This is a genomic window from Ruegeria sp. YTSA105 (assembly GCF_059610225.1).
The window spans coordinates 43842-59151 of sequence record NZ_JBXWNE010000001.1; the positions used below are offsets into that span (position 1 = coordinate 43842).

Annotated in this window: 16 protein-coding genes; 10 read left to right on the forward strand and 6 right to left on the reverse strand. The window is 57.1% G+C overall.

The features are described 5' to 3' along the window. Positions 1-29 precede the first annotated feature (29 nt). Entirely contained in the window at positions 30-1325 is a 1296-nt protein-coding gene (locus tag AC2FH2_RS00260; protein WP_142634592.1) for an adenylosuccinate synthase, read from the forward strand. After that, positions 1325-1567, forward strand: coding sequence for a DUF2842 domain-containing protein (locus AC2FH2_RS00265; protein ID WP_142634590.1), 243 nt, complete (start codon positions 1325-1327; stop codon positions 1565-1567). The genes AC2FH2_RS00260 and AC2FH2_RS00265 overlap by 1 nt, the downstream gene beginning before the upstream one ends. Before the next feature lie 113 nt (positions 1568-1680). Here the strand turns inward: AC2FH2_RS00265 and AC2FH2_RS00270 are convergent, their stop codons facing one another. After that, complete coding sequence (locus AC2FH2_RS00270) at positions 1681-3276, reverse strand: hypothetical protein (RefSeq protein ID WP_281994807.1); 1596 nt, start codon at positions 3274-3276, stop codon at positions 1681-1683. Positions 3277-3410: 134 nt separating this feature from the next. Here AC2FH2_RS00270 and AC2FH2_RS00275 point away from each other — a divergent pair, with 134 nt between their 5' ends. Next, positions 3411-4106, forward strand: coding sequence for a thiamine diphosphokinase (locus AC2FH2_RS00275; protein WP_496822514.1), 696 nt, complete (start codon positions 3411-3413; stop codon positions 4104-4106). On the opposite strand, the gene AC2FH2_RS00280 is transcribed toward AC2FH2_RS00275, so the two are convergent. Genes AC2FH2_RS00280 through AC2FH2_RS00295 form a run of 4 tightly spaced genes read right to left on the reverse strand, consistent with a single transcriptional unit; the run spans position 4051 to position 7520 of the window. Then, positions 4051-4965: a DMT family transporter gene (locus AC2FH2_RS00280; protein ID WP_281972310.1), complete on the reverse strand. Its 915-nt coding sequence runs from the start codon at positions 4963-4965 to the stop codon at positions 4051-4053. The genes AC2FH2_RS00275 and AC2FH2_RS00280 overlap by 56 nt on opposite strands. A gap of 42 nt (positions 4966-5007) precedes the next feature. Further along, positions 5008-5427, reverse strand: a complete 420-nt coding sequence (locus AC2FH2_RS00285; RefSeq protein WP_496822515.1) for a GFA family protein — start codon at positions 5425-5427, stop codon at positions 5008-5010. Positions 5428-5443: 16 nt separating this feature from the next. Continuing rightward, entirely contained in the window at positions 5444-6817 is a 1374-nt protein-coding gene (locus tag AC2FH2_RS00290; protein ID WP_496822516.1) for an L-serine ammonia-lyase, read from the reverse strand. A gap of 1 nt (position 6818) precedes the next feature. Beyond that, positions 6819-7520, reverse strand: a complete 702-nt coding sequence (locus AC2FH2_RS00295) for a glutathione S-transferase family protein (RefSeq protein WP_496822517.1) — start codon at positions 7518-7520, stop codon at positions 6819-6821. A gap of 167 nt (positions 7521-7687) precedes the next feature. On the opposite strand from AC2FH2_RS00295, the gene rpiA reads away from it, so the two are divergent. The 7 genes from rpiA to AC2FH2_RS00330 all read left to right on the forward strand — a co-directional run bounded on the left by rpiA (position 7688) and on the right by AC2FH2_RS00330 (position 14370). Next, complete coding sequence (gene rpiA, locus AC2FH2_RS00300; RefSeq protein ID WP_271946345.1) at positions 7688-8476, forward strand: ribose-5-phosphate isomerase RpiA; 789 nt, start codon at positions 7688-7690, stop codon at positions 8474-8476. Positions 8477-8479: 3 nt separating this feature from the next. Beyond that, positions 8480-9040 carry a hypothetical protein gene (locus AC2FH2_RS00305; protein WP_496822518.1) on the forward strand — a complete coding sequence of 187 codons (561 nt, stop codon included), beginning with the start codon at positions 8480-8482 and terminating at the stop codon, positions 9038-9040. A 45-nt stretch (positions 9041-9085) separates the two neighbouring features. Continuing rightward, on the forward strand, positions 9086-10444 hold the full coding sequence (gene gor, locus AC2FH2_RS00310) for a glutathione-disulfide reductase (protein ID WP_496690776.1): 1359 nt from the start codon (positions 9086-9088) through the stop codon (positions 10442-10444). A 72-nt stretch (positions 10445-10516) separates the two neighbouring features. Then, complete coding sequence (gene hflK, locus AC2FH2_RS00315; protein ID WP_142634572.1) at positions 10517-11659, forward strand: FtsH protease activity modulator HflK; 1143 nt, start codon at positions 10517-10519, stop codon at positions 11657-11659. Further along, entirely contained in the window at positions 11659-12555 is an 897-nt protein-coding gene (gene hflC, locus AC2FH2_RS00320) for a protease modulator HflC (protein ID WP_142634570.1), read from the forward strand. The genes hflK and hflC overlap by 1 nt, the downstream gene beginning before the upstream one ends. Further along, positions 12555-12749, forward strand: a complete 195-nt coding sequence (locus AC2FH2_RS00325; RefSeq protein ID WP_142634568.1) for a DUF2065 domain-containing protein — start codon at positions 12555-12557, stop codon at positions 12747-12749. Before hflC ends, AC2FH2_RS00325 begins: the two co-directional genes overlap by 1 nt. Positions 12750-12879: 130 nt before the next feature. After that, a complete protein-coding gene (locus AC2FH2_RS00330; protein ID WP_496822519.1) occupies positions 12880-14370 on the forward strand; it encodes a Do family serine endopeptidase in 1491 nt (496 codons plus the stop codon). A 215-nt stretch (positions 14371-14585) separates the two neighbouring features. Here the strand turns inward: AC2FH2_RS00330 and AC2FH2_RS00335 are convergent, their stop codons facing one another. Next, positions 14586-15254, reverse strand: coding sequence for a Crp/Fnr family transcriptional regulator (locus tag AC2FH2_RS00335; RefSeq protein WP_142634564.1), 669 nt, complete (start codon positions 15252-15254; stop codon positions 14586-14588). Positions 15255-15310 lie beyond the last annotated feature (56 nt).

The following is a 15310-nucleotide window of genomic DNA, read 5'->3' on the forward strand; positions in this document are numbered from 1 at the left end:
TTTGATATCTCAGCGCAAAAGGACCAGATATGGCCAATGTGGTTGTTGTCGGCGCCCAGTGGGGTGACGAAGGAAAAGGCAAGATCGTCGATTGGCTCAGTGAACGGGCCGATGTGATCGCGCGTTTTCAAGGCGGGCATAATGCCGGTCATACGTTGGTAATCGACGGTGCCGTCTATAAGTTGCACGCTCTGCCATCCGGTGTGGTACGTGGCGGCAAGCTGAGTGTCATTGGCAATGGCGTTGTTCTTGACCCCTGGCACCTGCTGAAAGAGATCGCAACGATCCAGGCGCAGGGGGTCGAGATATCGCCCGAAACGCTGATGATCGCAGAGAACACCCCGCTGATCCTGCCCATCCACGGTGAACTGGACCGCGCACGCGAAGAGGCGGCAAGCAAAGGAACCAAGATCGGGACCACGGGTCGGGGAATTGGCCCCGCATATGAAGATAAGGTTGGGCGGCGTTCTGTGCGGGTTGCTGACCTGGCAGACGAGGCGACCCTTGAGGCACGCGTAGATCGCGCGCTGCAGCACCATGACCCGCTGCGCAAGGGATTGGGGATCGAACCCGTGGACCGCGATGCACTGATTGCTCAGCTAAGGGAAATTGCGTCCGAGATTCTGCCTTTCGCAGCACCCGTTTGGAAAGTACTGAACGAAAAGCGCAAGGCTGGTAAGCGTATTCTGTTTGAAGGCGCGCAGGGTGCCCTTCTGGACATCGACTTTGGAACCTATCCGTTTGTGACCTCGTCCAACGTGATCGCCGGTCAGGCGGCGACCGGCGTCGGCATCGGGCCCGGCTCGATTGATTTTGTCCTTGGCATCGTAAAGGCTTACACGACCCGTGTGGGTGAGGGGCCGTTTCCAACCGAATTGGATGATGCGGATGGCCAGCGTCTGGGTGAGCGTGGGCACGAGTTTGGTACGACCACCGGGCGCAAGCGGCGTTGCGGCTGGTTTGATGCCTGTCTAGTGCGCCAAACCTGTGCCACTAGTGGCGTAAACGGTATTTCGCTAACCAAGCTGGACGTACTGGACGGATTCGAGACGCTGAAAATCTGTGTTGCCTATGACCTTGACGGTAAGCGTCTGGATTATCTTCCCACTGCAGCCGATCAGCAGGCACGATGTACTCCGATCTACGAAGAGGTGCCTGGTTGGAGCGAATCAACGGAAGGCGCGCGCAGTTGGGCGGACTTGCCTGCAAATGCCATCAAATATGTGCGTCGGGTCGAAGAGTTGATCGAATGTCCGGTTGCATTGCTGTCCACTAGCCCAGAGCGGGACGACACCATTTTGGTGACAGACCCGTTTGCTGACTGATGGCCGGCGAACAGAAAAATGGCCTGAGCTATAAAGCGCGTCGTCGTTGGTCGATGGTGCTGCTGCTGATTGGCCTGCCGGCTTATATCGTTGCGGTGGTGACGGTGATAAACTGGTTGGACCGGCCACCAATTTGGTTGGAACTTCTGGTATATGTAGCGCTCGGCATTTTGTGGGCTCTGCCTTTCAAATTCATCTTCAAAGGTGTCGGAAAAGAAGATCCAAACGGATCCTCTGACTAAGCGGCCTATTCCGGGCTCATCCTGCGGCGGGTTCATACGCCTGCCCACAAAAGATCGCCCAATGAAAAAGGGCTGGAGTTGGTCTCCGGCCCTTCTTTCTTTTCGGTTTGAATTCAGCCTGCGGCGCGTTCATCTCCGTCAGGGCGGAACCCGATCTCGTCCGAAGCCGCAAACCGACCTCCGCCGGCTTTCTCAATCTTGCCATCGCGCAGCAGTTGCCCGAATGAGCGCAGGCTTTCCTCGCGATTAAAATCGTCCTGCTTGAGAGAACGGATCTTGTTCATCAGTTGCGGGCGCGAGAATTGTTCCTGGCCTTCGATGAACGACAGATAAGATGCCGCAGCTTCCAGCAGGTCCGGCAGAGATTGTGCGCCCTGTTCCTGCGCATAGTGCGCAAAGCCGCTTTCCTCGATCGGAAGACCCAGCGGTTTGGATTTTACACGGCGCGGAGAAATCGGCCCCATTTCATCCTCGTCTTTATTGTCGATGCGCTGTTCAGCAACCAGCTTGAGGGGAGCGGCAGGCTCTGCCTTGGGACGGGCAGTTGTAACATTGCTTTCGGGGCGGCGCGGGCTGATCTGCTGAGCCTGATTACGGTTCAGCGCATCTGCGCGATCAGCATTGGTTGCGGCCACTGCATTGCGCAGACGGGAATATGTCTCGCGCTGATTGGCGGTCGCGGGATCATCCATCTGTTTGACCGCCTTTTCCATCAGGCGAGAAACGTCCTCGTCCAGGTTCGGTTCCTCTGGCAGAGGCTCGGATGCACGGGCGGACAACACGGCTTCGACGCTGGCGATTTCATCAAGCAGAGTTTCCTCGTCTTCTTCGGTCAAATAGCCGGCAACCTCTTCAGATTCGTCTGCGTCCGCCGAAATGTCTTCTGTCAGGATATTGTCGATTTCGTCGCTCTCGGCTTCGTCCGTCTCGGCACTCAGATCCGAAATCAAAACCTCTTCTGCCTCGACAGTGGTCACGTCGTCGGCAGTAGGTGTGACATCAATTTCTGGCACGGCGGGGGTCTCTTGGGCCGGGCCTTCGATCTCTGCCTCTTCCGCGGCGGGTGGGGGCATGTCCATCTGAGGTTCGGGCTCAAATTCCTGAGCCGCTTCAACCTCAGCATCGGCCGCGGGGGATTCGGCCAGATCTGTGGGGGTCAGAGTTCCGGCCTGAAAGGCAGCCGATACGGCATCAGTTGGGCCGGTTTCGGATTTCATCAGGGGGGAATCTTCATCCTCGGCGTAGATCACCGAGTTTTCTTCGCTATGAGAGACCACCGCCCGGATCCGTTGCAGCTTTGCGGCGATACTATCGGCGGCGGGTTCGGGTCGACCCTCTACCGGCTCGGCCTCTGCGATGGGCGCGGACTGTGAGGGGGCAGGGGTATAGGCCGGAGCACTCGGGGTACTGGGCGGGGCCATGGGCGCGGTAGAAAGGGACGGCGAAGCGGCACGGTCTTGCGCCCGCAGAAGCAATCCGTTTTCGTTCTGGCTGGCTTCGACTTTACGCGTCGCATCTCGCTGAGCGATGCGGGTCAGCATTTCGGCGTCTGGTTGCGGGGGTTCGGACCCAAAATACCTGTCATCCGCTGCAAGGTCGCGGAAGTATTCGGCAATCGACTTCATCGTTTCAAAAGAATCGTCAAATCCTTCCAAAGTGCACGAGAAGGTTCCGTAGGAAACTGTCAAAACCTTGTTATTCTGTACCATCAGACGTACGTCCTCTACAAACTACACGAGCCATCAGCCCGGTCGTGGGCAGAGCTATTGGCTCAGAACTTTGCCCATGAACCTATCATTTTGTGGTCTCAATGTGTCAAAACCCGGAAAAAATGATCAATCTCATGAAAAAGACGCGAATTGTACGTTCGAAAGAGTCAATCACGCTAGTTGGAAGCGGTCAAATTGGCCCTGAAGATTTGGATTTGGCGTTGATTCGCACAAAGTTGGCCGTCGCCGCGGATGGTGGGGCGGCAAGTTTGTTGGAAATTGGGCGCATTCCAGACGCTGTTATCGGTGATTTTGATTCGCTTGATTCGGATCACAAAGATCAGATTCCGCTGGATCGACTGTTTCCAATTGGTGAACAAAACAGCACGGATTTCGACAAGGCCCTGCGCAGTGTCGAGGCGCCGTTGGTGATTGGGGTCGGTTTTCTCGGGGGGCGTCTGGATCACCAGTTAGCAGCACTCAATGTCTTGGTTCGCAGGCAAGATCAGCCCTGTATTCTGATTGGCGAAAGTGAGATTATCTTTCACGCACCCCCCCAAATCTCGGTTTCGATGGCGCCTCGAGATGTCGTCTCATTGTTTCCATTACAGCGTGTATCAGGGCAAAGCCGCGGCCTTGAATGGCCAATCGACGGTTTGGTGATGGAGCCGAACGGCGCTGTCGGAACGTCCAACCGCGCATTGGGCTCGGTTGAATTGCGTATGGATGGGCCGGGCCTTTTGGTAATGTTTCCCAGGGCGATGCTGGATCAGGTCATGCAGGCGCTTCTGTCGGGGCCGTCCGGGCGCTGGCCCGCTCACGCAGAATGACATAGAGGCCGGCGGCGATGGTGATGCAGATGCCCAAAGCGGCGACACCGTCGGGCAGGTCGTGAAAGATCAGCCAGCCAAACACCGTGGCGACCGGGATTTCGAGATACTGCATCGGGGCCAATGTTGCAGAGGGTGCATATCGCAGCGACCAGGTCATGAACAGATGTGCGACCGTACCGAGAAGCCCGATTGCAAGCAAAAGCCAGACATCGCCCAAATTCGGAGCAATCAGGGACAGCTCCCAGATTCCGGCGGGTGTTCCCACCAACAGTGCAGGCAGTAGGATGACAGAGGCTATGACGCCCGACACGGCCTGCAGCGCAATGGGATCTGTAGCTTTTGCAATTTGCCGGGTCACGAGCATGAACAGGGCAAACACCACCGCGACGACAAGTGGAAGCAAAGCCGCATATCCGACTTCGGCAAAGCTGGGTTGAATGACAAGCAATGTACCACCAAAGCCCACAAGGCACGCAATCAGGCGCCGCTTGCCGACTTCTTCCTTTAGTACCAGTTTGCCAAGAAGCAACATGATAAACGGCATAACAAAGGCGATGGCCACAGCGTCTGCCAGGGGCAAGTATTGCAGGGCACTAAACATCGCGGTGATACCGACGATGTGCAGCAGAGTTCTTATGACAGCGAGACGAAAAATGCGCCTCGGCATTTGCCAGGGCCTGCCGGTCCAGGCGACCAGCGGAACCAGCAACAGGGCCTGAAGTGTAAACCGGACAAAGACCAGCATCCCAAGTGGCATGGTTTCGCCCAGCAATTTGGCGACCGCGTCCCCCAACGGTGCGAGCGCACAAAAGCCAAGCATCAGCACGATGCCAAAAACGGGACGATCCTGTGTCATGCAGCGACGCTAGCGCTTTGGCTGAACCGGGGAAAGCGAAAGCTAGGTTTCAGGCAAAGGCTGCATCTTGGTGTAGTCCGGGCCGATACAGATCGGTAGCCCGTCATCCATTTGCAACCAGTCCAGCTTTTCCTCATGCGCGACATGCAGTGTTGGCTGCAACTGGTTGGGGTCCTTCAGAAGGGCCACGTAGAGGTGCATTATGCCGGACATGGACGCAGACCGGAATGAGATCGGCGAGCCGCAATCAGGACAAAAGCTGCGTTCTACGCCGGGTGAGGATGCGAATGTCTTTGGTGCCTGGCCCGTCCATTTCAACTGTCCATCGCGGATCCCGAAATAGGCCGTCATCGGGGCCGCGCATTGTCTGCGGCAACTGTCGCAGTGGCAGGTCACACAGGACAGAACAGGCGGGTCCAGCTGAAATGAAACTTTACCGCAAAGACAATGGCCATCCATCATGCTTCCCCGCTTTGTTTCAGCAATTCGGCACGTTCACCGCCAAACCGCCCAATGACGTTTCCTTGTATTTTTCATGCATGTCATGCCCTGTCTGACGCATGGTTTCGATGACGGCGTCCAGTGGTACGAAATGGTGACCATCTCCGCGCAGGGCCAAGGAGGCCGCTGATACCGCCTTGATCGCACCCAGCCCGTTGCGTTCGATACAGGGTACTTGAACCAGCCCGGCGACAGGATCACAGGTCATGCCCAGATGATGCTCGAGAGCGATCTCGGCGGCATTTTCCACCTGTTCCGGGGTACCGCCCATAACCGCGCACAGCCCGGCTGCAGCCATGGCTGCGGCGCTGCCGACTTCGGCCTGACACCCGGCCTCGGCGCCCGAGATTGAGGCGTTGTATTTGACCAGCCCGCCAATAGCGGCTGCAGTCAGCATGAAATCTTCGACGTGGTTCTCTGAAGCACCGGGTACATGGTCCAGATAGTAGCGCATTACCGCTGGAAGAACCCCGGCAGCACCGTTGGTGGGGGCGGTTACCACCTGACCGCCAGCTGCGTTTTCTTCGTTTACGGCCATGGCGTAAACGCTCATCCAGTCGTTGATCGTGTGGGGCGCGTTCAGGTTCATGCCACGCTCGGCCATCAACGCGTCATAGATGCCTTTGGCGCGACGGCGCACGTTCAAACCGCCTGGCAGAATTCCGTCGGTGGTCAGACCGCGCTCGATACAGTCGTTCATGACCTGCCAGAGGCGCGCGGTGCCTTTGGCAAAACTGTTTGCACAGCCGCGCGCGATCTCGTTGGCGCGCTTCATCTCGGCGATGCTTTTGCCGCTGGTTTTGGCCATGTCCAACATCTCGACCGCCGATTTGAAAGGAAAGGGCACCGGTGCACCTTCATCTGTTGCCTTGCCCTGGGCCAGTTCTTCCTCAGTCAGAACAAAGCCGCCACCGATCGAGTAATAGACCTGCCGCAGGATCACGTCGCCCTGTGCGTCCGTGGCCATCAGGACCATACCGTTAGCATGGCCCGGCAGATTGTTTTCATAGTCGAAAACCAGATCGGCCTTGGGATCGAACTGCAGCGTGGGCAATCCTTCGGGGGTTACGCTGTGGGTCTCACTTATGCCAGCCAGTGCGGCCTCGGCCCGTTCGTGATCATATGTGTCGGGCACAAATCCGGCCAGACCCAGGATCGTGGCGCGATCGGTTGCGTGGCCGACACCGGTAAAGGCCAGCGACCCGTGCAACGACCCGCGCAGCCCTGAAAATTCGAACGGAGAGGCGCGCATCATGTCCAGAAACCGCGCGGCAGCAACCATTGGTCCCATCGTATGGGACGAGGACGGGCCAATGCCCACTTTGAACATATCGAAGACAGACAGAAACATATCAGGTAGCAAAGCCTTCCGGTGGGTTAGCATAGGTTGGTGAGGTAAAGGGTGTAACCCCTAAACCCTCGGCCGCGATTGCGGCACGTGTGGCGGGGCGCGTCTCCAACTGCATCAGCATTCGCTGCAGATGCGGCGTGTCAGCGATCTGAAACCAGCTGCGATCAGCCTTCGCAGGATAGAGCGCCATCCAGCGCATCTGACAGGCCAGATAATAACTCAGGACCGATGGTATGTCCGGGCTCAGCCAGGAAGGCGTGCTTTTCGCAACATCGTCAAGCAGGCGCAAGTGCTGGCGCAAACGAGGGCGGATACCGGCACGCAAAGGATTGACCTGCGCTGCGTCTATATATTTTTCGGCATAAAACAGAATACGCAGATCAGCGTGCAGCGTATTGGAGGCAAAGAACAGCCACTTCAGAAACGCGGCGCGGTTGCTGTCCATGGGGGTAGGGGCCAGCCGGCCATGCGTATCCGCCAGCCACAACAAGATAGCAGCGGTTTCGAAGATCGGCCCCTGTGGTGTTTCCAATACCGGGATCAGCCCATTGGGGTTCAGCGTGCGATATTCCGGGCTGTCCTGTGCGCTTTGGCGGCGGTCTACCAGAACGGTTTCATAGGGCAGGCACATCTCTTCCAGCGCCAGCCGGATGACCAGCGAAGCATTGTCCGGGGCATAGTGCAGGCGGTAAGGCGTGTTCATGCGAACTATGTATACCTCACGTATGTTTTCAACAGACCTGATTGCGACGTTTCCCATAGGAAACGCGTAGTTTCGCGACATGTTGGTCTACCGATCCGGACAATTCTCTCTCGCAGTTGTCGTAGGCATTCCGTATAAGTTCCGCAGCAAATTAGGGGGATGCTGAAATGGCCGGTGATCTGTCGCCCATCGACACTGCAAAATACGTCGCAGCACGCCGTGCGGCTGACATGGTGCAGAATGGGATGCGAGTCGGCCTGGGAACCGGATCGACCGCTGCATGGATGGTGCGTCGGCTGGGGGAACGGGTCAGAGAAGAAGGTCTGGCGATCAAGGGTGTTCCGACATCGACCCGGACGGCCCAACTGGCCCGCGAACTGGGCATTGAGGTTGTTTCCCTGGATCAGGCGGGATGGCTGGACATCACCATCGACGGTGCGGACGAATTCGACAGAGAGCTTAATCTGATCAAGGGCGGCGGCGGCGCGCACCTGCAGGAAAAGATCGTAGCCACGGCCAGCGACCAGATGGTGGTCATCGCCGATGCCGGCAAAGAGGTCGAGACTCTGGGTGCCTTCCCATTGCCGGTCGAGGTGATCCCCTTTGGCTGGCAGACCACACGCACCCTGATCGAAGAGGTGCTGGATACCATGGATGTTCTCGGTACCCGCTCGGCGCTTCGCATGAACGGAGAAGCGCCGTTTGTCACGGATGAAGGCAATCACGTGCTGGACCTGCATTTGCAACGGATCGGAAACCCAAGGCAGATGGCGCTGGTGCTGAACCAGGTACCCGGCGTGGTCGAGAACGGGTTGTTCATCGACATTTGCGACAAGGTCGTGATCGGTTATGGAGATGGACGGGTCGAACTGCGCGACATCAACGAGGGAACGGTGGAACTGGACGAGTTGTTCGATGGCGGCAAAGACAACCTGTTCACGGATTTGGCGGATTAGCGCGTGTCGGCGATAGAATTCTATGAAAGTTCCACAGCTTGGAAGAAGCGGCTGTTTTACAGAGTGGTTTTCGCCGGGTTTTTCTTTGGCGTTGTTATCTTATTGCTTCCTACCGTGCTGCGGTATGAACGGCCGAACTATGTGCTGATGACTTATATGATCTTTTTCATAGGCGCGATCATCAGCATATCTCTTGTTCTGAGATCAGATCGTAGACTGATCACGCTCGACGACAAAGCGATTGGTTTCAGATTGGGATATGTCGTTCACGGGATTTTTCAACAAGAGTCAGCATGGGTCGATGTTGCGTGGAAGGATATCCGCTATTTCGATTTCCCTTCGGGTGGAAAGTTGAACCCCAAAGACGCAGTGTACATCAGCTACAATGACGACAAAGGTCGGGTTCGGAACTGTATTCTACCAATTGCTGGTCTGAGGCGGTCCAATCTCGAGGCGTTTGTGAAATCGCTACGTCGTTTCTGGCCGGACATTGACCGCCAATGGCAGGAGCAGCTTGCCGATCGCAAACAAGAGATTGCAACTCTTGACGTAAACCATATTTGAAGGTTGCGGAGATTCATCCCAATCAGAGAGGGTACGGGACCTACTATGAGCTTTGACTATGATCTTTTCGTCATCGGAGGCGGCTCGGGCGGGGTCCGGGCGGCGCGTGTGGCAGCTGGCGAAAACGGGGCCAAAGTGGCACTGGCGGAAGAGGATCGCTATGGCGGGACCTGCGTGATCCGCGGATGTGTCCCCAAAAAGCTGATGGTTTTTGCCAGCGAATTCTCTGGCATGGTCGAAGATGCGCAGGCCTATGGCTGGGACGTCAAACCCGGTGCATTTGACTGGGATTTCTTTCGCGGCAAACTCCATGCCGAGCTGGACCGGCTGGAAGGCATCTATCGCAACATCCTGAAAAACAACGGCGTCGAAAGCTTTGATCAGCGTGCACATGTGGTGGACGCACATACCGTCGAGCTGGCCGATGGCACCCGCATGACGGCCAAGCATATTCTGGTCGCCACAGGCGGACGCCCTGTTGTGCCCGAGTTTCCGGGCTCGGACCTGGCGATCACCTCGAACGAGATTTTCCATCTGGAAAAACTGCCCGAAAGCATCCTGATCGTTGGTGGCGGTTATATCGCCAGCGAGTTTGCAGGAATCATGAACGGCATGGGCGTGAAAACCACCCAGTTCTACCGCGGTGCGCAAATCCTTCGGGGTTTTGACGAAGAAGCGCGCGGTCTGATCAGCGAAGAGATGTGCCAGAACGGGATTGATCTGCATCTGGGCACCAATGTGCTTGAGATGGCCAAAGACGGTGACAAGATTCGCGTAAAGGCCACCAATGGCACGGAACAGCTGTTTGACGTGGTCATGTATGCCACTGGTCGCGCGCCCAATGCCGACAATCTGGGGCTTGAGGCGATCGGTGTTGAACGCGGCCGCAAGGGTGAGATCATCGTGGATGATTACAGCCAGACCGGCGTGCCCTCGATCTATGCGATTGGCGACGTGACGGATCGGGTAAACCTGACTCCGGTTGCGATCCGCGAGGGGATGGCTTTTGTCGAAACCGTATTCAAAGGCAACCCGACACCTGTGGATCACGACCTGATTCCAACTGCGATTTTCACGCAGCCGGAATTCGGCACGGTCGGGTTGAGTGAAGAAGACGCTGCAGCCCAAGAGCCGGTCGAGATCTATGCAACCTCGTTCAAGCCGATGCAAAAGGCATTCGCAGGTGGCACGCAGCGGGTTTTGATGAAACTGATCGTCTCTCAGGCCACGCGTAAGGTACTGGGCTGTCACATTGTGGCACCGGGCGCCGGCGAGATGATTCAACTGGCTGGCATTGCCGTCAAAATGGGTGCAACCAAGGAAGATTTCGACCGCACCGTTGCAGTTCATCCGGTCATGGCGGAAGAACTGGTAACAATGCGTCATCCTGTGCGTACGGCTTGATTTGCAACCGCGCGCACACAAGTTACAAGGGAACCCGTGATCACACGGTTCAACACAAGGGAATAGATAAAAATGGCGGGCAACAGCGGCGGCCCCTGGGGGGGCGGAGGCTCTTCTGGCGGCGGAGGAAATCGGGGTGACAACGGGGACGGGCGCAAGCCTCCCGAAAATGAAGGCCCGCAGATTCCCGAGATCGACGAGCTGATGAAAAAAGGCCAGGAACAGCTGCGCGTCCTGATGGGCGGCGGCGGTGGTCGTGGCACCAATGGTTCGGGCAGTGGCGGCGGTGGTGGTCCCATCTTTACCAAAGGGACCGTTGCCATTGGGTTGGTGGTGGGTGCAGTCCTTTGGGGGGCGGCCAGCTTTTATACGGTAAAGCCGGAAGAACAGTCAGTAGAGCTGTTTTTGGGTGAATTTTCAAACGTTGGAAATCCCGGTCTGAACTTTGCGCCTTGGCCATTTGTAACTGCCGAGGTCATTCCTGTGACCCGCGAGCAGAACGAAGACATGGGCGGAGCCCGTGGTAGCGATGATGGCTTGATGCTGACCGGCGACGAAAATGTTGTCGATATCGACTATCAGGTGGTCTGGAACATCAATGACCCGGCCAAGTATCTGTTCAATTTGCGCGACCCGCGCCAGACGATCCGCGCCGTGTCGGAATCGGCCATGCGCGAGATCATTGCACAAAGCGAGCTGGCACCGATCCTGAACCGAGATCGGGGTGTGATTGCTGATCGCTTGCAGGAATTGATTCAGTCGACGATGGACAGCTATGATTCCGGCGTGAACATTGTGCGTGTCAACTTTGACAAAGCCGACCCGCCACAGGACGTAATCGCGGCCTTCCGCGATGTTCAGGCCGCCGCACAAGAACGTGACCGTCTGCAGAACGTCGCCGACGCCTATGCCAATAAGGTACTGGCCGAAGCACGTGGTGAAGCCGCGCAAGTTGTGGAAGAGGCCGAAGGATATCGCGCCCAGCAGATCAACAGCGCACAAGGTGAAGCCAGCCGCTTTAGCGCGGTTCTGGAAGAATACTCCAAAGCGCCGGATGTAACGCGCAAACGTTTGTATCTGGAGCGGATGGAGCAGATTCTGGGTGATGTCGACAAGATCATACTGGACGAAAACTCGGCCGGTCAGGGACAGGGCATTGTGCCGTATCTGCCGCTGAACGAACTGCGCCGCAATCAATCCGGGGAGAGCAACTGATGCGTAAGTCACCCATTATCCTCATCCTTGTGGTGATCCTTGGCGTCGCTGGGCTGTCTTCGATCTTTATCGTTGATGAACGCGAGCGTGCGCTGGTTCTGCAATTCGGCCGTGTGGTCGCGGTGAAAGAAGATCCCGGTCTGGCGTTCAAAATTCCACTTATTCAGGAAGTTGTCCGTTATGACGACCGTATCCTGTCCATCGACGTTCAACCGCTTGAAGTGACGCCGTTGGATGATCGGCGTCTGGTCGTCGATGCCTTCGCCCGCTACCGGATTTCCGATCTGAACCAGTTCCGCCAGGCGGTTGGTGTCGGTGGTATCCCGGTTGCCGAGGATCGTCTGGACCGCATCTTGCGCGCTGAAACCCGCGAAGTTCTGGGTTCAGTTTCGTCTCGTGACATCCTGAGCTCGGACCGGGCTGCGCTGATGCTGCGTATCCGCAATAGTGCGATTGCCGAGGCACGTGCGCTGGGTGTGACCGTCATTGACGTGCGCCTGAAAGCGACCGATCTGCCGCAGGCCAACCTCGAAGCGACGTTTGACCGGATGAAGGCCGAGCGGGAGCGGGAAGCTACAGACGAACGTGCCCGTGGTAATGAGGCGGCACAGCGCGTACGTGCCCAGGCCGACAGGACCGTTGTCGAACTGGTGTCGGATGCGCGGCGTGAGGCTGAGATCATTCGCGGTGAGGCTGACGCCGAACGCAATGCGATCTTTGCCGAAGCTTACGGTGCGGACCCGGAATTCTTTGAATTCTATCGTTCGCTGACCGCCTATCAGAATGCATTGCAGGGCGGTAACAGCTCGATGGTATTGAGCCCGGATTCCGAGTTCTTCAACTATCTCAAATCACCCACCGGCCGGGGCCAATCGGCGGGGCAGGCGTCTGAATAATGGGTATGATCCTTCTGGCCTTTGGGCTGGTGTTGATTGTCGAGGGGCTGGCCTATGCGCTGGCCCCTTCGCTTATTGAACGTATGCTAGAGGCGTTGCGGTCGATGCCAGAGCAGGCACGTCGGCTTGCAGGATTGTTATGTATGGTGGGAGGTCTCGTGTTGCTATGGGGTGCATATCAGGTCGGGTTTTGAACAACGGCTACACTTCATGGTGATTTCCCCGCGATCCTCAGTTGCGGGCAAGGACAAACCAGCTACATTGGATATCAAGAAGGGCCGCCTGCGGGCGATCCAGATAGTGTTGACGACAAGGAGTTCCCACGTGCAGTCACAAGCGCGCAGTATATCCGTCCGGCGGGACGACGTTGTTGGTTTCATGCGGTTGATGTGGCTGGCCTTTGCCGGGATGCTGCTTGTATTGGCGCAGTCAGTGGCCGCCCAGGCGCGGGGCGAAAGCCTGGCTCCGCTGGCCGATAAGATCAGCCCAGCGGTGGTCAACATCACCACTTCGACACTGATCGAGGGACAGACCGGCCCACAGGGGATCGTTCCCGAAGGCTCTCCGTTCGAAGATTTCTTTCGCGAGTTTCAAGATCGTAACGGGGAAGATGACAACCGCCCGCGCCGCAGCAATTCGCTGGGCTCGGGATTTGTGATATCCGAGGATGGTTTCATCGTTACCAACAACCACGTTATTGCCGAGGCTGATGAGATACTGGTCGAATTCTTCCCGGGCGACGGTCAACCGAAGAAAGAACTGCCTGCGAAAGTGATCGGAACGGATGAAAAAACCGATATCGCGCTTTTGAAGGTCGAAGCCACCGGGCCGCTGAAATACGTCAAGTTTGGTGATAGTGACATTGCGCGCGTTGGCGACTGGGTGATTGCGATGGGCAATCCCCTGGGGCAAGGGTTTTCGGTTTCGGCGGGGATCGTCTCGGCGCGGAACCGCGCGCTCAGCGGATCTTATGACGACTATATCCAGACCGATGCTGCGATTAACCGGGGGAACTCGGGCGGGCCGCTGTTCAATATGGATGGCGAGGTGATCGGCGTGAATACGGCGATCCTGTCGCCGAATGGTGGTTCGATCGGGATTGGCTTCTCGATGGCCTCGAATGTGGTGGTCAAGGTTGTCGACCAACTGCGCGAGTTCGGAGAGACCCGCCGCGGTTGGCTGGGTGTCCGCATTCAGGATGTGACCGAGGATATGGCCGAGGCGATGGGCCTGGACAAGCCGGGTGGCGCGCTTATCAGCGATGTACCCGAGGGCCCGGCCAAAGAGGCAGGCCTGTTGGCCGGTGACGTGATCCTCAGCTTTGATGGTGTTGAGGTCGAAGACACCCGTGGATTGGTACGTCAGGTTGGTGAGACAACGGTTGGCAAGTCGGTCCGTGTGGTGGTGCATCGGGATGGCAGCACGCAGACAGTGCTCGTGACTCTGGGCCGCCGCGAAGATGCCGAGCGGGCCGAAAGCGAAGAGGGTGAGGCAGAAGAAGCCCCGGTTGAGGAAAATGCCGATATTCTGGGGCTGACGATATCGCCCGTGACTGAAGCCCTGCGTGCTGATCTGGGGCTGGAGCCGGATACCGAGGGGCTGGTTGTGACCAAAGTGGACGAGGCGTCAGAAGCCTATGCCAAGGGTTTGCGCGCCGGTGATCTGATCACCGAGGCTGGCCAGCAGAAGGTCACTGCGATTTCTGATCTCGAGGACCGAATGGAAGAAGCCCGCACGGCCGGGCGGAAGTCACTGCTGCTTTTGGTGCGGCGCGGTGGAGATCCACGCTTTGTCGCGCTGAGCCTTGAAGAGTGATCTCTTAGGTTGAACAAACAGAAAGGCCAGGGCACCTGCTCTGGCCTTTTTTCTGTGCTGAAAAAAGATGAGCCACACGCCGGGGAAGGCGTATGGCTCTGGTACAGGGAGAGGTCAGTGGACAGATATCGGGGATGATTCTCTGACCTCCTACGGTAACAGTTCCTAACGTAATCTTAATGCGATCTGTCGTATGTGAAGCAGGTCACAACAGGTCAAATGAGGTCGGAATCCGCCAGTTCCCGCAGCGCCTCAAAATCATGGATCATCAGGCCGCCCCGCGAAGCTTCGACAACCTTGTCGCGTTTCCAGGTTGAAATTGTCTTTGAGACAGCTTCGCGCGTGGCACCAACGAATTCGGCCAGCTCGCTTTGGGACAGGGTAATGCGAGTGGTTGGATCGTCTTGAAGGTTGGACAGATGCAGCAGTTTGCGCGCAAGCCGGATAGGCATCGGCAAAAAGACCTGTTCATTCAGTTGCGACCCCATCCACCGCATGCGCAAACCGGCCAGTCGGATCATATCCACCGCAAGGTCAGGATGTTGGCGGATCTGGTTCATGACATCGGACCTACGCACACGCAGCACCCGAGAGGCCTCGGCCGCGGCCACGGTTGCGGTGCGGGGGCCATTGTCGAACAAGCCGATTTCACCAAAGACCTCGCCAGGCTTCATCAATGTCAACGAGAGTTTTCGACCGCTCATCGCCAAGAAGGACACCTCTAGCGTGCCGGCAAGAATGGCATAGAGGGCATCCCCTTCATCCCCTTGTTCGAAAAGGATATCACCAGGTTCGAGAGAAATCTCTGTCGCCTGTGCCGAGAGCATTGATCTCAGCCGGTCTGAAGCTTCGGATAGAAAGCCACTATTTGGGAAAGCCGTCATTTGGTGTGGTGCTCCGGCGGGAAAAGGTGAGTGGTGACACAACTTTTCATAGCCCA